Origin of the sequence: Corallococcus sp. AB038B (assembly GCF_003668955.1) — a bacterium.
Lineage (GTDB): Bacteria > Myxococcota > Myxococcia > Myxococcales > Myxococcaceae > Corallococcus > Corallococcus exiguus.
Map to the genome: position 1 here is coordinate 314,248 of NZ_RAWO01000011.1, position 15,187 is coordinate 329,434.

Annotated in this window: 12 protein-coding genes; 9 read left to right on the forward strand and 3 right to left on the reverse strand. The window is 66.1% G+C overall.

The window, feature by feature from the left end:
• Positions 1-83: 83 nt before the first annotated feature.
• Positions 84-599: a hypothetical protein gene (locus D7Y04_RS44615; RefSeq protein ID WP_158627627.1), complete on the reverse strand. Its 516-nt coding sequence runs from the start codon at positions 597-599 to the stop codon at positions 84-86.
• Positions 600-1,760: 1,161 nt separating this feature from the next.
• On the opposite strand from D7Y04_RS44615, the gene D7Y04_RS33015 reads away from it, so the two are divergent.
• Positions 1,761-3,173: a hypothetical protein gene (locus tag D7Y04_RS33015; RefSeq protein WP_126933156.1), complete on the forward strand. Its 1,413-nt coding sequence runs from the start codon at positions 1,761-1,763 to the stop codon at positions 3,171-3,173.
• 297 nt (positions 3,174-3,470) lie between these two features.
• Positions 3,471-4,721: a hypothetical protein gene (locus D7Y04_RS33020; protein ID WP_121761875.1), complete on the forward strand. Its 1,251-nt coding sequence runs from the start codon at positions 3,471-3,473 to the stop codon at positions 4,719-4,721.
• A gap of 282 nt (positions 4,722-5,003) precedes the next feature.
• Here D7Y04_RS33020 and D7Y04_RS44620 read toward each other — a convergent pair whose 3' ends face one another.
• Complete coding sequence (locus D7Y04_RS44620) at positions 5,004-5,141, reverse strand: hypothetical protein (protein WP_158620550.1); 138 nt, start codon at positions 5,139-5,141, stop codon at positions 5,004-5,006.
• 336 nt (positions 5,142-5,477) lie between these two features.
• Between D7Y04_RS44620 and D7Y04_RS33030 the strand changes: the two genes are divergently transcribed.
• From D7Y04_RS33030 to D7Y04_RS33040, 3 genes are all read left to right on the forward strand, one after another.
• Complete coding sequence (locus D7Y04_RS33030) at positions 5,478-6,638, forward strand: M57 family metalloprotease (RefSeq protein WP_121761877.1); 1,161 nt, start codon at positions 5,478-5,480, stop codon at positions 6,636-6,638.
• Positions 6,639-6,685: 47 nt separating this feature from the next.
• Complete coding sequence (locus D7Y04_RS33035; protein ID WP_147454417.1) at positions 6,686-6,919, forward strand: hypothetical protein; 234 nt, start codon at positions 6,686-6,688, stop codon at positions 6,917-6,919.
• A 154-nt stretch (positions 6,920-7,073) separates the two neighbouring features.
• The gene (locus D7Y04_RS33040; protein ID WP_121761878.1) at positions 7,074-8,402 is read left to right on the forward strand and encodes a DUF418 domain-containing protein; all 1,329 of its coding nucleotides are present in this window, start codon (positions 7,074-7,076) and stop codon (positions 8,400-8,402) included.
• Position 8,403: 1 nt separating this feature from the next.
• Here the strand turns inward: D7Y04_RS33040 and D7Y04_RS33045 are convergent, their stop codons facing one another.
• Positions 8,404-9,375 carry a neprosin family prolyl endopeptidase gene (locus D7Y04_RS33045; RefSeq protein WP_158627629.1) on the reverse strand — a complete coding sequence of 324 codons (972 nt, stop codon included), beginning with the start codon at positions 9,373-9,375 and terminating at the stop codon, positions 8,404-8,406.
• A gap of 352 nt (positions 9,376-9,727) precedes the next feature.
• On the opposite strand from D7Y04_RS33045, the gene D7Y04_RS33050 reads away from it, so the two are divergent.
• The 4 genes from D7Y04_RS33050 to D7Y04_RS33065 all read left to right on the forward strand — a co-directional run bounded on the left by D7Y04_RS33050 (position 9,728) and on the right by D7Y04_RS33065 (position 15,116).
• Positions 9,728-10,321, forward strand: a complete 594-nt coding sequence (locus tag D7Y04_RS33050) for a hypothetical protein (RefSeq protein WP_233601675.1) — start codon at positions 9,728-9,730, stop codon at positions 10,319-10,321.
• Positions 10,322-10,329: 8 nt separating this feature from the next.
• Positions 10,330-11,016, forward strand: coding sequence for a TVP38/TMEM64 family protein (locus D7Y04_RS33055; protein WP_121761880.1), 687 nt, complete (start codon positions 10,330-10,332; stop codon positions 11,014-11,016).
• 224 nt (positions 11,017-11,240) lie between these two features.
• On the forward strand, positions 11,241-12,605 hold the full coding sequence (locus tag D7Y04_RS33060) for a hypothetical protein (RefSeq protein ID WP_147477242.1): 1,365 nt from the start codon (positions 11,241-11,243) through the stop codon (positions 12,603-12,605).
• 18 nt (positions 12,606-12,623) lie between these two features.
• Positions 12,624-15,116, forward strand: a complete 2,493-nt coding sequence (locus tag D7Y04_RS33065) for a hypothetical protein (protein ID WP_121761882.1) — start codon at positions 12,624-12,626, stop codon at positions 15,114-15,116.
• Positions 15,117-15,187: the final 71 nt, after the last annotated feature.

Sequence of the window (15,187 nt, forward strand, 5' to 3'; positions counted from 1 at the left end):
ACGTGAACGAGGCAGGAGGGGTGCGAGCGATTGCAGTGGGTTCACCGCCAGCCAGGGGGAAGACGGCCGCATCCATGCCGCGGTCAGATGAGGCGCACCCGAGGGTCCCCCGCGTCCTGGAGCAGGGAGAAGCCGGCGCGGTAGCGCTCCTGGATGTCGGGCACGGAGGTCAGCGCGCGGACTGCCGCGTCCCAGTCCGGCCAGGTGAGGTGCTCCGAGCGGACAGCGTCGCTGAAGGGCGTGTCGTCCGTGAGGTGGAAGTGCACCTGCCCCACGTCCTGCCGAGGCCCCGCGTTGACGAGCACCGACACGGGGGTCCGCTGCCGTGCTCCGGCGATGAGCGCGAAGAGGCCCGTGCGAAGCCCGGCATGGCGCGGATGCGCCAGGGCGAAGACGTCCGGCACTCCCCGCAGGGGGACGGCGATGTGGTGGAAGGTGCCGTAGACGGGACGCGGGTGCCGGTAGATGGCGGCCTGCTCCGAGCGGTCCACGGAGGTGAGGGGCAGGAGCCGGTCCGCGTGCGCGAAGCCGAAGCGCACCAGGGAGCCGGAGGCGGGGGTCCGCGCCATCCGGAACGCCAGCTGTTTCAGGGTTGCCATGAACGTCCTTCGCTCGGTGCCAGTCGAAGGAAGCTTGCCCTCGCGGTCTGACAGCCTGCTCCGGTGGTTCTACCCCAGGCGGGATGCTCAAGGTCCCTGGAGCACCTCGTACAACGGGACGCCGCACGCAGGGCGCTGGACGTGTGGGCCCGCGCGAGGTGTGACGGCAGGCGCCGGGTGCTGGCGTACGTGAACGAGGCAGGAGGGGTGCGAGCGATTCTAGAGCACCTGGGCCTGCCCACGGCAGGTGCGAGGCTCGCCCCGGCGCGCGGATCCATCCAAGCCGCAGGGTGTTGAAGCTCAAGCCGCCAGGGCCCAGAGAGCCAGGCCCCTGCCGCGCACCTCATGAGCGGGCGGCCAGGGCCAGCGTGTACCCCAAGGGGCTCAAGCCGCTCCTCCACCCGCCTGGCTCACACTGCTTGAGCGACCCCGTCCGCGGCCCTCCGCGGCACCTCCGCTCCTGCCCTCACCCTCCACATGGCCGCTATCCCGCCTATACGCAAAGACAGGCAGCGCGGGATTGGCGAGGTCGTAGACAAGGACGCCCCTCCTGCTGCCGGCCACGCTGCGTGTCCCGGAAGCGGAGCGGCTCGTCGTACAACGTGCTCGTGCCTCCGTCACTCCGGAGCTGGAAGCCGACAGGGCCGGTGCTGATGAGGGTGCCCCCGTCCTCCAGGCGCCGCTCATCCCGGGTGTTGGCCAGACAGATGCCCTCCTGGGAAAGCATGGCGAGCGCCGCCGGGTCGCAATTCGAGACATCGAAGCGGGACAGTTCCTCGCAGCCGCTGCTGGACGCGTCCCGCGAATCGAAGCCGCACGGCGCGAAGGGGTCCCGGCCCCCCAATCTCCGTGCTCCTCCAATTCGGAGTACGTGCCGCCCCAGACAAAGGGGCCGGCATCCGGGGTCCCCGCGTCGAAGGAGGGGCGTGGGGGCGTGTCCTCGCAGCCGGGAGGGAGCTGGGGGTCGACATACACTTGCACGTCAAAACGCATCAGGTGTTCGAGCCCTGGAGTCCCGGCGCACCTTCCGTCTGACTTTGTGGATTATTCCAGCCAGACGATTCTTATCGCCCTGGAAGGCAACAAGTCTTCGCTTGGGGCCGGTTTTTATTCCGTGCTAGACAATGACCCGAAGTGAAAAATGCTTCACCGGGGGAATTCATGAAAAACAGTTTGCGTGTCATTGGAGTGACCCAGGTCCTTGGGTTGCTCTCCTCGCTCCTCGTGGCTTGCAATCCCGCGGCCGAGCCCTTCCCGGACATGGAAGTCGTGGCAGTGGACTCACGGCAGGATGAACTCTATGGCAATCCCGCCGGTTATTGGCCCACGAACGCCGCGGGCTTCACCGACGTCCCCGTTTGTTGGACCACGGCAGGCTGGAACTCGGAGAAAACGTGGGTGAGGCAGATCGTCGAGGCGCAGTGGGACACGAACAGCAGTTTGCGTTTCACGGGTTGGGGCGCCTGCGACATCCTTACTCCTGCTCAGGCCATCCGCATCCAGGTGGATGAGAGCGGCCCGCGCTCCATCGTCGGCCGCTCGAACAGCAGCCCCAGCATGTGGCTCAACTTCAACTTCGCCAGTTGGAGCCACGTCTGCAACGACGGTGTTGATGACGCATCGTTGCCGGGAGATGACCGCGAATACTGCATCCGCGGCGTCGCCTTGCACGAGTTCGGCCACGCCCTGGGCTTCTGGCATGAGCAGGACTCTCCGGGCAATCAACCCAACACGCCGGGCTACTGCGACAACACCATCGTTCAGCAGGCCAATGGAGAGGTCATCACCGCGTATGACCCTCTCTCGACCATGAACTACTGCGCCGCTTGGGGCCGGCCGACCTTGAGCGCCCTGGACATCCAGGGCTTGCGCCAGGTTTATGGCGTGTCTCCCCTCGAGTTCCAGTTCCAGCATTACGCGTTCCCCTCCACGTGCACCCTGGTCAACGAGCCGGGCGATTCCCACGGCTGGAATGATAATTACCTCTGCACCGCGGGTCAGGAGGGGGTGAGCTGGTCCTATGCGGGCCCCATCGCGGGCCAGCGCTGCACCCTGATCAACGAGCTCCTCGACCCCGATGGCTGGAATGACAACTACCTCTGCGTGCCCACCTACAGCCCCCTGCAGTTCGTCTGGTCCTCGTTGCTCCCGATCCCCTTGATGCGCTGCACGCAGTGGAATGAGCCGGGCGACCCCGACTCCTGGAACAACAACTACCTGTGTTACACGCAGCGGTTCGCGTTCTCCCCCGCGGGGAAGATCGCGGGTACCACCTGCGTCTCGGTCAACGAGCCGGCCGACCCGAATGGCTGGAATGACAACTTCCTGTGCTCCGAGGTGGACGAAGGCGTGCGTTTCAGCAACGCGGGGCCTATCGCTGGCATGCGGTGCACGCTCGTTGACGAGCCCAGCGACCCCAACACCTGGAACAACAATTACGTCTGCGTGCCCAACCTCAGCCTGCTCAATTTCCAGTGGTCCAGCGCAGGCCCCATCTCTGGGAAGACCTGCATCGCGTGGAACGAGCCCGCGGATTCCGCTCACGGCTGGAACAACAACTATCTCTGCTACTGAGCGCCGCTCCGCGTCAGCCACCTGAGCCTCAGGCGCTACGAGTATCAGGTGTATGGCTTTCGCATGGGCGGTGTGAACAACGTGCCCGGTAGTCACCATCCCACATGCCTGGAAGTCGCACTCCACCGCCGGGCCCCGCGTCAGGGGGGCTCCGGCGGTTCCGCATCGGCAGCAAATATAGCCCGATTCCAGCAAATCGACCTATTCATGTAAAAAATGAATAGCCAAAAAAGCCAGTGGATAGCAAGTACGGGGTGATTGGCGCGATGCCAATCCTTTGCGAACAAAGGGAATTCCATGTCCAAGCTTCATCAAACGCTGCTGACCGCTTCCGTCGCGCTCCTGGGGTTGAACGGGTGTGGTGGCACGGAGCTTCCGGAGCCGGAGCTGGCCACCGCCCAGCAGGGCATGCAGGTGGCGGCGGCCATCCCGCTGCCGATCCCCGCTTGCGCGGGCGCGCTGGACACGGATGGCGACGGCGTCTGTGACCTGGTGGAGACGCTGCTGGGCACCAACCCCAACAACCCCGACACGGATGGGGACCGGCTCAACGACTACGCGGAGTCGTTCGGCTTCGGCGGCGGCCTGGACCTGACGGCCCTCGGCGCGAACGCGCGCAAGAAGGACATCTTCATCGAGGTGGACTACTACCCGGGACAGCAGCCGACCCAGGCGATGCTGAACCGTGTCATCACGGCCTTCTCCAAGGCGCCGGTGTCCAACCCGGATGGCTCCACGGGCATCACGTTGCACCTGGTGGTGGACCAGCAGATCACCGCGGCGGACGCGGACCTGGACCTGAACCCCGTGTGGACGGACTTCGACGTCATCAAGGGCAAGTACTTCGCCGCGAACCGCGCGCCCTACTTCCACTACATGCTGTTCGCGAACCGGTACGGCGGTGGCAACTCCAGCGGCATCTCGCGCGGCATCCCCGCGCATGACTTCGTGGTGACGCTGGGCTTCGCCGCCGGCATCACGGAGCTGCAACTGGCCGGCACCCTGATGCACGAGCTGGGGCACAACATCGGCCTGCGCCACGGCGGCAACGACGATTCGAACTACAAGCCCAACTACCTGAGCATCATGAACTACGAGTACCAGTTCTATGGCTTCGGCATTGGCGGCCTGAACAACGTGCTCGACTACTCGCGCGTGCAGGTGGCCTCCTTCAGCGAGCAGAGCGTCAACGAGGTCTCCGGGTTCGCGCCCGTCGCCCCCACCACCGAAGCGGACCTCGCGAAGATCAGCGGGCTTCGCTTCAACGACATCCAGGTCACGGGCAACGCGAGTACCAACCTGGACTTCAATGCCAATGGGAGCATCCAGGCCGCGAGCTACGCCCGGGACTTCAACCGCTCCGGCAGCCCCAACAACATCTTCCCCGCGTCGCAGAACGACTGGACGGCGCTCGCGTATGACGGCGGCGGGCAGATTGGCTTCGCCACGTCGGGCCTCACCCAGGACCTGGGCCGCGAGGAGCTGTTCCTCGTCGCCCCGGAGAAGATGGAGCCCTGCCTCACCGTGGACGCGCGCGACGCCCGGTAGTCCCTGTCGCTCCGGCTGAACCTTCGCATTCCGCCGCCGGGTCCTCCTTCACGGGGGGGCCCGGCGGTCGTATCTCCGGCCCCTTGACGCCGCGCGTTCGTTCGTCCCCCCCATGTCCCCTGGGGCCTGAGCTCAAGACCGGCGTCCGCGCTTGCCGGGCCCACGTCGCTTTTGCGTGCGCGGGCCCCGACTCCTCCACCCGCGTGCGCGCCAGCTTGTCCGGCAGGAGCAGTCACACCGCGCCCTGCGGGGCCCCATCCACGTCCGTCTCCACGTTGTACTTCAGCGGCACGTCCTGCTCGCGCACAGCCCTCCGTCCGGCAGCGCCAGGAGCACCACCCGCGTCTGGGGGGGACGCGAACCGGTCCGGTCCAGGTTGAAGAACAGCATGCGCTCGCGGAAGTCCTCCATCGAATCCACGCCATCCAGCTCTTCACCGGGATGGACCTGTTACGGCGCGTGGCATCACTGGTGCCTCCACCGCGGGCGATCCTCACGAGGTTTCATGGCGTCTTCGTGCCAGGCGCGAAACTCCGGCCAGTTCCGCTCCCCCAGGCGGCGAGCATGGCGGATGACGGGGGCCACGAGGGATGTGGGGGGTAGCCCTCGCGGTCTGACAGCGTGCGCCGCCGGTTCTACTCCAGGCCCCTGACAGTAGGCCCTTGAACGAGACGAGCGGGGTAGTGGGCTATATCCGCTTTTAAAGGTATTGCTCATACTGGACTGCCATTCGTTCCCATTCACAAAGGAGTCTCCATGTTCTCAAGAAGCCTCGTACTCGCGGCAGGGTGCATCGCGCTGGGACTCGGGTGTGGCGAGCCCGCGGATGAGACGCAGGAAATCGTTGGCAACCTGGTCAGCGCCGGGTTCCCGTCCAACGACATCATGGTCGTCGAGGGGAAGGTCTATGTCGGACGGGACGCAGAGGTGTCGCTGGAGGCCTCTCGCGAGATGCTCGAGGCCGGCCCAACCCCTGGGGAGCAGTACCGCACGAACAACGTCGTCAGCCCCTCCCTGACGAAGATCTGCATCAACGGTTCGGCGTTCACCGGCGCGTTCAGCACGGCGCTGGACCTCGCCATCCAGAACTACGCCGAACTGCCGCTCACCTTCACCATGGCGCGCACGCCGAGCACCGGCTGCAGCTTCACCATCAATGCGGTCATCGACCCGAGCATGAATGGCGGCGTGGCCGGGTTCCCGGCGAACGGCAACCCGTTCGGACAGATCACCATCGGCGGCCTGCTCAGCCAGTACGGCGTCGACGTCATCGAGCACGTCATCACGCATGAGATTGGCCACACCATCGGCTTCCGGCACTCGGACTACTACAACCGCGCCATCAGCTGCGGCTCCGGCGGCAACGAGGGTGACGCCGGTGTCGGCGCGATCCACATCCCGGGCACGCCGACCACGGCGACCGTCGGTGCCTCGATCATGAACTCCTGCTTCCGCACGGTCGAGACGGGCGAGTTCACCGCCAGCGACCGCACCGCGCTGGCCGCGATGTACACGGCTGCCTCCGCCCCCGCCCTGGTCAGCGCCCTGGACCCGAATCGCTGCCTGGACGTGACCGGTGGCAGCGCGACTCAGGGAACGGCCACCCAGCTCTGGGAGTGCAACGGTACCGCCGCGCAGCAGTGGACCCTGACCGCTCAAGGGGAGCTGCGAAGCAGCCTGGCGCCCAATCTCTGCCTGGACGTCTTCAACGGTGACCCGACGCCGGGCACGCGCGTCCAGATTTATGGATGCAATGGGTCGGCCGCCCAGCGGTGGACGGTGGCAGGCGCCACGCTGCGGAGCGCCCTGGCCCCCAACCTCTGCCTGGATGTCTTCAATGCCAGCACGACCCCCGGCACCAAGATTCAAGTCTGGGAGTGCAACGGCACGAACGCCCAGAACTGGTCCACGCGCTGAGCGTGAGCTTCGACAGGATTTCATTGAACAGACACAAGGGGCCGAACATGAAGAGCCGATGGCTGAGTGCAGCGATTTTCGCGGTGGCGATGGCGGTGGGCGCCTGTGGTGGCCCGGAAGAGACCGACGCCCAGGAGCAGGTGTCGCCCCCGGGCATCGAGCAGTCCCAGCCCGAGGGCCCCCACCAGCAGGCCATCTCCTGTGACGCGGAGGGCCGCTGTCCGCCCAACTTCTACTGCAGCGCGACGTGGACCTGCCGCTACATCGGCGGGCATCTGTAGCCCGGGCCAAGCTTCGTGAACGTCAGGGTCGCGCATCCACCCTGGCGTTCAGGATTCACTCCAGGACGGACGCCTGGGGGTTCGTGAATCCGAAGAGCATCGCTCGCGTGGAATACGGGCAGGCAGATTCACGTTGCCCACAGTTTCTCCGAGCATGCCCCCAGCTCCTTCCGAGGTCTCGCTCCCCAGCGCCGAAGCCCGTCCCGTGGACTCCGGCGAGCGACTGGCGCTTCTTGACGCGCTGCGCGGCTTCGCCCTGTGCGGCGTGTTCATCTCCAACGTGATGGTGTGGTTCAGCGGCAGGGTCTTCCTGCCGCGTGAGCAGGTCCTCACGGCGATGAACAACGCGTCGCTCGCCGACACCGTCGCCTGGCAGGCGTTCTCGTTCCTCGTGGCCGGGAAGTTCATCACCCTCTTCTCGTTCCTCTTCGGCCTCGGCTTCGCGGTGCAGATGGGCCGCGCCGAGGCGCGAGGGACCTCCATCACGCCGCTCTATGTCCGGCGGCTGGGGGTGATGCTGGTGATGGGGCTCTCCCACCTGTTCCTCATCTGGTACGGCGACATCCTCAGCACCTACGCGGTGCTGGGATTCGGCCTGCTCCTGTTCCGGGGGCGCTCGGAGCGAACGCTGCTCATCTGGGCCCTGCTGTTCGCCCTGGGGTGGTCCGTCGTCGGCGTGGCCATCCTCAAGCTCCCGCAGTTGATGGCGGACACGCCGGAGGCCGGCGCGGCCATCGCCAAGGCGGCCACCGAGAAGTCCGCGGCCATCAAGGCGCAGACGCTCGCGGCCTACGCCAGCGGGAGCTGGCTGGACGTGACGAAGGCGACCTTCCACTTCTTCTTCCGCGACTACTTCCCGCTGCTGCTGGCCATCACGCTCTCGACGTTTGGCCGGTTCCTGCTCGGCCTGCTGGCGGGGAAGCGCCGCATCTTCCACGACGTGCCCCAGCACCTGGGGCTGTTCCGCAAAATCCTCGGGTGGGGGCTCGTCGCGGGGGTGATTGGCAGCGGCAGCGGCCTGGTGTTGCAACAGCTCATGCTGAAGCAGGTCTTCACGCCGGAGACGCTGCCGGCGTGGGTGTCCTTCGCCATGGCGCCGCTGCGGAACCTGGGCGAGCTGGGCTTCGCGGCCGTCTACGTGTCCGGCATCACCCTGCTCTTCCAGCGGGCCACCTGGCAGCGAGCGTTGGGTCTGCTCGCGCCAGTGGGCCGCATGGCGCTGACGAACTACCTGTCACAGTCGATCATCAGCGTGCTGTTCTTCTACGGATACGGACTGGGCTTCATCACGAAGCTGGGCCCCGCGGCGTGCGTGGCGTACTGCCTGGCCATCTTCTGCGTCCAGGGGGTGTGGAGCCACCTGTGGCTGGCGAGGTTCCGCTTCGGCCCCGCGGAGTGGGTGTGGCGGTCGCTGACGTATGGAAAGGCCCAGCCGATGCGCCGGGATGACGGCTCGGGCCAACGCACCACGGCGCCGGCATAGCTCAGCCGCCGCCGTTCCCGCCGAACTCCATATACGAGCCATTCCAATACGAGAGGGAGTAATACGCGGCGTTGGTCTGGAAAGGCCAGCCGTCGGTGAGCAAGGTGCAGTTGGGGCCCGCGGTGTGAATGCACATCCCCTGCATGGACGCGGTGCCGAAGGTCCCGGAGAACTGTCCCGTGCCCATGTCGGTGAGCGGAGGAACGCGGCTCTGCGCCGAATAGACCTCGCCGTAGAAGTGCGCCATGTCGCCAGAAGTGAACTGGCCATTCCAGAGCGTGCCGGGGAAGTAGCCGACCCAGGCATCGTTGAACCAGATCCACCAGTTGCCGTTGTCATAGCGGATGTACTGCTGGACCGAGTACCCGTAATAGCTGGAGAGCGGCATCCCGGGCCCGTAGACGCCGTGGACCTGGACGAAGCCGGCGGCGTCGTTGAACTGGCCGTAGCTCCACTGGGAGATCATCAGTCGAGGGAAGGCGTCCCAGAACTTCCGCAGGCCCATCTCCACCAGGTGATAGTTGGCGCCACGGACGATGGACATCTGGGACGTCACCATGTCGCTCTGGTCGTACACCGTCGGGTTGGAGAACAGGATGGACGCTCCAACGCCGCTCTGGCTCAACGCGTCCGTGGGCTTCATCACTCCGGCGTACCAGTACGACCCCGCCAGCGAGTGCCTGGCGGCCGAGCCAGATAACGGCGGACCGGCCTTGTGCGTCCGGAGCTCCGCCTGCGCGTAGATCGGCACCTGGCCCGGGGGACAGACGGCGCGAACACGGGGGGCGAACGCGGCCTTCTCCACGCTGGGGGGAGGCGGAGGCACGGCGGCGCGTGCGGCCTCCGTCATCGCCTCGCAGCGGTACTCCCCAGGCGCGAGCGCGAGCTCCACCTCCGACGTACCGGCGACAGCCTCCGGGCGAACCTCGCTCGCCGGCTCGCCACACCCGATGAGAAACATTGACAGCAACAAGCCAGCTCTCGACATGGACGGTTCCTTTCGTACATCGACACCGGCCATCTTCTCTTCTGACTCTGACATGCGGCCTGCCGTCATCCAGGTGTGGCTCCGGACCGGGTGGGCCCGGGCCGCGGTTTCTCCTGACCCGGCCTTGACGACGGCGCCGGCCAGACGTGGATGTCTTTCGCTCATGAAGACAGCCAGGGTGAAAACATCCAGGAAGAATCGGGGGGAGGAATGACAAATCTGTCGTACAGGGGTCGATGATGACCGCCGGGCGCGAATTCAAGACATGGCCTGGATGCGCCTGCTCCGTTCGGGCAACATGGCCAGCCTTCCCCCGCGGTCGCATCCCTGGTGCCTGATGACACGCCTTGGTCTTCCGCAGCGCCTCCTGGTGTTCGCGACCCTGATGGGTGGCGGCTTCTCGGTCGCGGAGGAGGCCCCGGTGGGCGTCGCGGAGGACCGGCGGGACGAGCCTCCGCGCAACTACGGCAACCTGCGCGCCGGAGCGTCCACCTCTGGCCGGCGTCCCAGCATCTGTCTGGAGTTGTCTCCACTGGCGCGGCTCGGCGTGGAGGCCTGCGGCACGGGTTCGGGGTTCCTCCACCGCGACCCGGAGCCGGAGATTGCCCACTTCCGCGCCAACCTGACGCTCACCTCCTTCAAGACGCGCATCGGCTGGCTCCAGCCCCGGTTGAGCGCCGGCTTCGCCGAGCTGCAGATTGGCGAGGACAGCTCGGGCTTCGACTTCGGGGGCTCCGGCCCCACCGGCGTGGAGACCGCCGGCCCCGAGGTGGGCGCGTCCCTCCGGGCCCTGCTGCCCATCTCCTCCGGCTTTGAGTTCGTGGGAGAGCTGGGGTTCAGCGCCGCGTACTTCAACGCCGCGCCACAGCTGATCAGACCGCAGGCCCGCTTCCAGCCGAGCGCCTCGTTCACGCTCGGCGTTGGATTCTGAGCCGCACCATGACCCTGGCGAGCCCTGGAACGAAGCGCGCGGCGGTGGGCTGGAGCCTCTGCGTCTGCGTGGTGCTGGCGGCCATCCTCGTTCCCTTCCTCCTCTTCGGCGAACAACTGGAGGCCGCCACCCAATCCTTCCTGGAGGCGCGTCCACCCGACTGGCAGGTGGCGCTCGTGCTGGGAGGGTTGCTGGCGGGCGACATCGTCCTGCCGGTGCCCTCCAGCCTCGTCGGCACGGCGTCCGGGGCGCTGCTGGGCTTCTGGGGCGGAATGACGGCCTGCTGGGTGGGAATGATGGTGGGCTGTGGTTGGGGCTACCTGATGGGCGCCAGGGGCGGCGAGGCGGCGTTGCGACGCACCCTGGGTCCGGTGGAACTCCAACGCCTGTCACGTCTGGCCGAACGCCGGGGGGCCTGGTTGCTGATTGCATTGCGCGGCGTGCCAATGCTGGCGGAGTCCTCCGTCCTCTTCGCTGGCGCCAGCCGCATGCCTCTGGGGAGTTTCCTCGGAGCCTGCGCGCTCTCCAATCTGGGCGTCTGCGCCACCTACGCGGCGGTGGGTGCGTACTCGGCGCGACTCGGGTCATTCCTGACATTGTTCTTGGGCATGGTTTTACTGCCTGGACTCGCGCTCTGGCTGGTGCGGCGCTTTCTACCCGGGCGTCCCGCAACCCAGACATCGACAATGGACTGACAGCGGACTTTGCCGCCCCAGCACGAATTTCAGCGAAGTCCGCTTTTCATCTGTTTAGCCCTCGACGGCTTCTCCCCCGCAGCGATTAAACTCTTGCGCCCAAGCCCGGCGTCTCGTCGGGCTCAACCGCATGGGGGAGAATGCCTTTGTCCAACAAACCGCGCGTCCTGTTCGCAGTGGCACTGGGTGCCACCGGCCTCCTGGCCTGCCCAACGACGTCGCTCATGGATTCGGGCCCCTCCGCCCCCAAGGCGACGGCGCTCGAAGCCAATGACTGCCCGGCGGACGTGGCCTGGCTCAACAGCTCCACCCTCCCCAGCGAAGTGCCGGGGAACAAGTCCATCTGCAACTTCGAGCAGTTCATGTGGCAGAGCATGCTCGCGCTCGTCCAGCCTGCCAGCGGCAAGCCCGACATGGTGCAGTTCGAGACGTGGATGCCGTCCTACGGCATCTTCATCAAGGACGGGGTGCCGACGGCCTGGGGCCAGGAACCGCCTGTCTCCTGCACCAACGCCGTGAAGCCCACGGCGGGTGGCAAGCCGCCCCGCCTCTACACCGACATCATCAAGCAGGCCGGCGCGGATCAGCCGCTGATCGACCTGAAGGGCGAGTTCGTCTACTACGGCATGTCCGTCAACCAGAGCACCTACACGATGCTGACGTCCTGTCAGCTCTACCAGGCGAACTGCGCGGGTCAGCTCAAGCCCGGGAACAACGGCATCGACATCATCAAGAAGTATCCGAACCTCGCGTACCCGGACACGGCCGTCGAGCTGAAGACGAGCTGGATGGTGCTCGACGAGGCGACGGCCAGCTCGGGCCTCTTCTATGTGGTTCCCGGCCTCATCCAGGTCAAGGACAGCCCCTGCCGGCAGGTGAACCTGGGACTGACCGGCATGCACATCGTGTCCAAGACGCCCAGCTTCCCGGCGATGATCTGGGCCACGTTCGAGCACCGCAACAACGCGCCCGACTGTAGCAACCTCTCCGCGGCGCCTCCGCTCGGAGGAACATGGAACTTCTACAACCCGAGCTGTACCGACTGCGTGACCAACACGTATCAACCCGGCAAGCCCGCCCAGGTCTGCCGCATGCACCCGCAGGGGGACTCGGCCATCGGCACCTTCCCCGGCGGCGTCGACTGTAGCGTCAATCCCAACCAGTTCGCCTGTCAGGACAAGACCCGCACGATGCTCGCGGAGAGCACCCAGGCGCTCAACGCCATCAACAGCAGCGTCCAGGCGTTGATCCAGGCCAACCCCAGCCGCATCAACAAGGTCTGGGCCAACTACGAGCTCGTCGGCAACGTGTGGACCGTCAACGGCACGGTCCCGCCCTATCTGCAAGCGCAGCAGGGTTCGCTGTCCGCCGCCAATACCTCCATGGAGACCTTCGTCCAGAACGGCGTCGCGGCCGTGAGCAATCCCTACAACTGCTTGAGCTGCCACAACATGGAGGGCCCCACCGGAAGCCAGAACCTGCCGCCCGCGGGCTTGAGCCACCTGTTCGACGAAGTCCAGATGCCCGGCGGATGCACGAACGGCTCGCTTCCCGCCGCATGCGCCCCCTACATCGGCAGCGGCAACTAGAACCCCGAGGAGACCTCCATGAGCTACCTTGATACGCCTCGCATCAACTTCTCCGGTTCATTCCAGGCTTCGCCGGCCACCATCAACAACACGCCCAACAACTACAACCCGGCGAACTACAACGCGGACTCGCTCAAGCCCAACAACATCGAGCTCTACTGGGAGCCCAAGGGTGACAGCATCTTCGACCTGCTCAACTGCAAGGTGACCACCGTCGAGCTGCCCGGCGGCGGAAGCGACTCCCTGGTGGGCACCGGGGTGAGCGCCCTCTACACAGGGTCTCCGCCCAAGATGGTGGACCTGGATCCCATGCAGCAGAACGGCAGTGAGATCTGGGGCTTCACCGTCCTGATCGGCGACCTCGGCGGCGCCTACGTCCAGGGCGTGTTCACGCCGGTCGCCTTCAACGGCATCTGGGGGAACTCGCAGGGCCCCAACACGCCCCGGAACTCCGCGAGCGGCTCCGCCGCCTACCAGACGACGCTCACGAACCTGAAGTGGAACGTCGGCAACTCGGCGGTCCTCCAGGCGCTGCAGAAGGCGTCGCCGAACCGGCTGTCCATCCACCTGGTGGTCAGCGCCCACAACAACGCCCCGCAGCTCTTCGCCTTCATCCCCGCCACCTTCCAGACGATGCAGGCACAGGGGGTCCCCTCCGCCATCCTGGACAAGATCGCGAGCCTCCAGGACTACGTGATGAACGTGGACAGCACCGGCAAGCCGGTGGCTCCGGGACGGGGCTACATCCCCACGCAGATGTACGTCAGCTCCCTGCTGGAACAGTTGCTGGGCCAGAGCGCGGCTGACCAGTACGGTCCCACCATCCTGGCGGCGACCAAGCAGCCCTATAAGCCGTGGATCAATTACACCACCAAGGAGCCCCTGCCCGAGCAGCCGCTCTATGACTTCAACTACGGCAAGCTCGTCGGCTCCGTGGGCCCCTGCCTGGACGACGAGCCCGTCTTCGCCGTGCCGGCGCGCACCCTGGCACAGATCCAGAACCCGAGTCCTGCCTTGAGCGCGTGGTGGGCCCCGGCGCAGCTCAACCTGGGCTCCACGCCCTCGTTGACGCTCGACCTGGGCAATTCGTTGCCCGTCCGGTTGCCGGGGCGTCCGCTCTGGTCGGAGCAGTTGGGGACGCTGTCGCTCGCGTACTACACGGGCTCAGGGTCCTCCAAGACGTACACCACCATCGTCCCGTCGATTGACTACAGCAACCCCGACTTCATCGACAAGCAGTCCGGGATGCTGGTCGTCACGAACTTTGGCGGCGTCGATCCCAATACGCTCGCGAGCCTGCCGCTCGCGCTCCGGAGCACGACCAGCAGCGGCACGCAGACCCTGCTGGAGGAGAACTCCGAGGGCTTGAGCCTGCGCGCGGACCAGTTCATCTACCGCATGAACCCGGGCATGCAGACCACGCCTGGCTTCCGGCTCGGTGAGACCAACACCGTCAACCTCTACGTGCGCAAGTTCGGCCGCGTCGAGGGGACGGAGCAATTGAAGGTGGCCCTGAACACCCTCAGCCCGAGCGCTGCGGCCCAATACACCCTGAGCACCCTGGGCACGTCGGGCACCAATGGCATCAGCGAGGCGAACATCTCGACGCCCACGGGCAAGCTTCAGCTCTCCTCGAACGTCGTGAGCGTCACCGGAGGCAAGGCCACCGTCACCCTGACCGGCACGGATCCAGGCAATCCGCGAGGCTACGTGGACGGGCAGGTGTACTTCACCCAGTACACCTTCAGCCCCACGGTCGCGGACTACAACGCGGACCCCAACGACCTGGTCAGCGTTCAAATCTACCAGCAGACGCCGATCACCGGCGCGCCGACGTGGGTCAATGGCATTGGAGACATCCTGCGGCAGTACGGCATGCTCTACCCCATCATGGGCCGCTTCCAGCTGTGGACCTATGACGGCGTCATCAGCAACCGCGAGAAGATCGCGCGGGTGCTCGGCCTGGACATCAGCCAGCCGCTGCACATGCCGGTGAGCCGCGACCTGTCCGCCATCAAGCTCCAGCTCATCCTGAACTGGTTCAACGGGGGCATGCCCTACGGCCCCATGGGCCCCGAGGGCGGGCCGGGAACCGCCTGGGACAACCTGCCGACGGTCAGCGGTTGGGGTCCCATGACGAGCCTCCTGGTGCGCTCGGGCGACATCATCGACGCCATCCAGCCGAGCTATGGCTCCAACGCCGCGCCCTACCAGGGCGGCCCTGGAGGCAACGCGCACACGATTGACCTCACGGACGACGGAATCGTGTCGATGACGGGCTACACGGGCACGTACTTCGGCATGACGCAGATTGCCCAGGTCACGTTCAAGACCGCGCGGGGCAAGACCTACGGCCCCTACGGGACGATGGCGAACGTGTATGGCGCGAAGCCCTACTCGCTCGTCGTTCCCACCGGCAGCGCGATCCGGTCCTTCTTCGGAACCACGGTCGTGCACTCGGGCGGAACCAAGTACATCGCCTCGCTCGGCGGCAACGTGCAGTTGCTCTGAGCACGAGAGTGCTACCGCCGTGACTCGCGGCGGGCCTGATGCGTGGGCCCGCCGTGGGTGTCTTGATTCCG

Bases quoted from the DNA above. Each gene is read 5' to 3' on its own strand.
- D7Y04_RS44615 (WP_158627627.1), bottom strand. From the start codon at position 599: ATGGCAACCCTGAAACAGCTGGCGTTCCGGATGGCGCGGACCCCCGCC.
- D7Y04_RS33015 (WP_126933156.1), top strand. From the start codon at position 1,761: ATGAAAAACAGTTTGCGTGTCATTGGAGTGACCCAGGTCCTTGGGTTG.
- D7Y04_RS33020 (WP_121761875.1), top strand. From the start codon at position 3,471: ATGTCCAAGCTTCATCAAACGCTGCTGACCGCTTCCGTCGCGCTCCTG.
- D7Y04_RS33030 (WP_121761877.1), top strand. From the start codon at position 5,478: ATGTTCTCAAGAAGCCTCGTACTCGCGGCAGGGTGCATCGCGCTGGGA.
- D7Y04_RS33035 (WP_147454417.1), top strand. From the start codon at position 6,686: ATGAAGAGCCGATGGCTGAGTGCAGCGATTTTCGCGGTGGCGATGGCG.
- D7Y04_RS33040 (WP_121761878.1), top strand. From the start codon at position 7,074: ATGCCCCCAGCTCCTTCCGAGGTCTCGCTCCCCAGCGCCGAAGCCCGT.
- D7Y04_RS33050 (WP_233601675.1), top strand. From the start codon at position 9,728: ATGACACGCCTTGGTCTTCCGCAGCGCCTCCTGGTGTTCGCGACCCTG.
- D7Y04_RS33055 (WP_121761880.1), top strand. From the start codon at position 10,330: ATGACCCTGGCGAGCCCTGGAACGAAGCGCGCGGCGGTGGGCTGGAGC.
- D7Y04_RS33060 (WP_147477242.1), top strand. From the start codon at position 11,241: ATGGATTCGGGCCCCTCCGCCCCCAAGGCGACGGCGCTCGAAGCCAAT.
- D7Y04_RS33065 (WP_121761882.1), top strand. From the start codon at position 12,624: ATGAGCTACCTTGATACGCCTCGCATCAACTTCTCCGGTTCATTCCAG.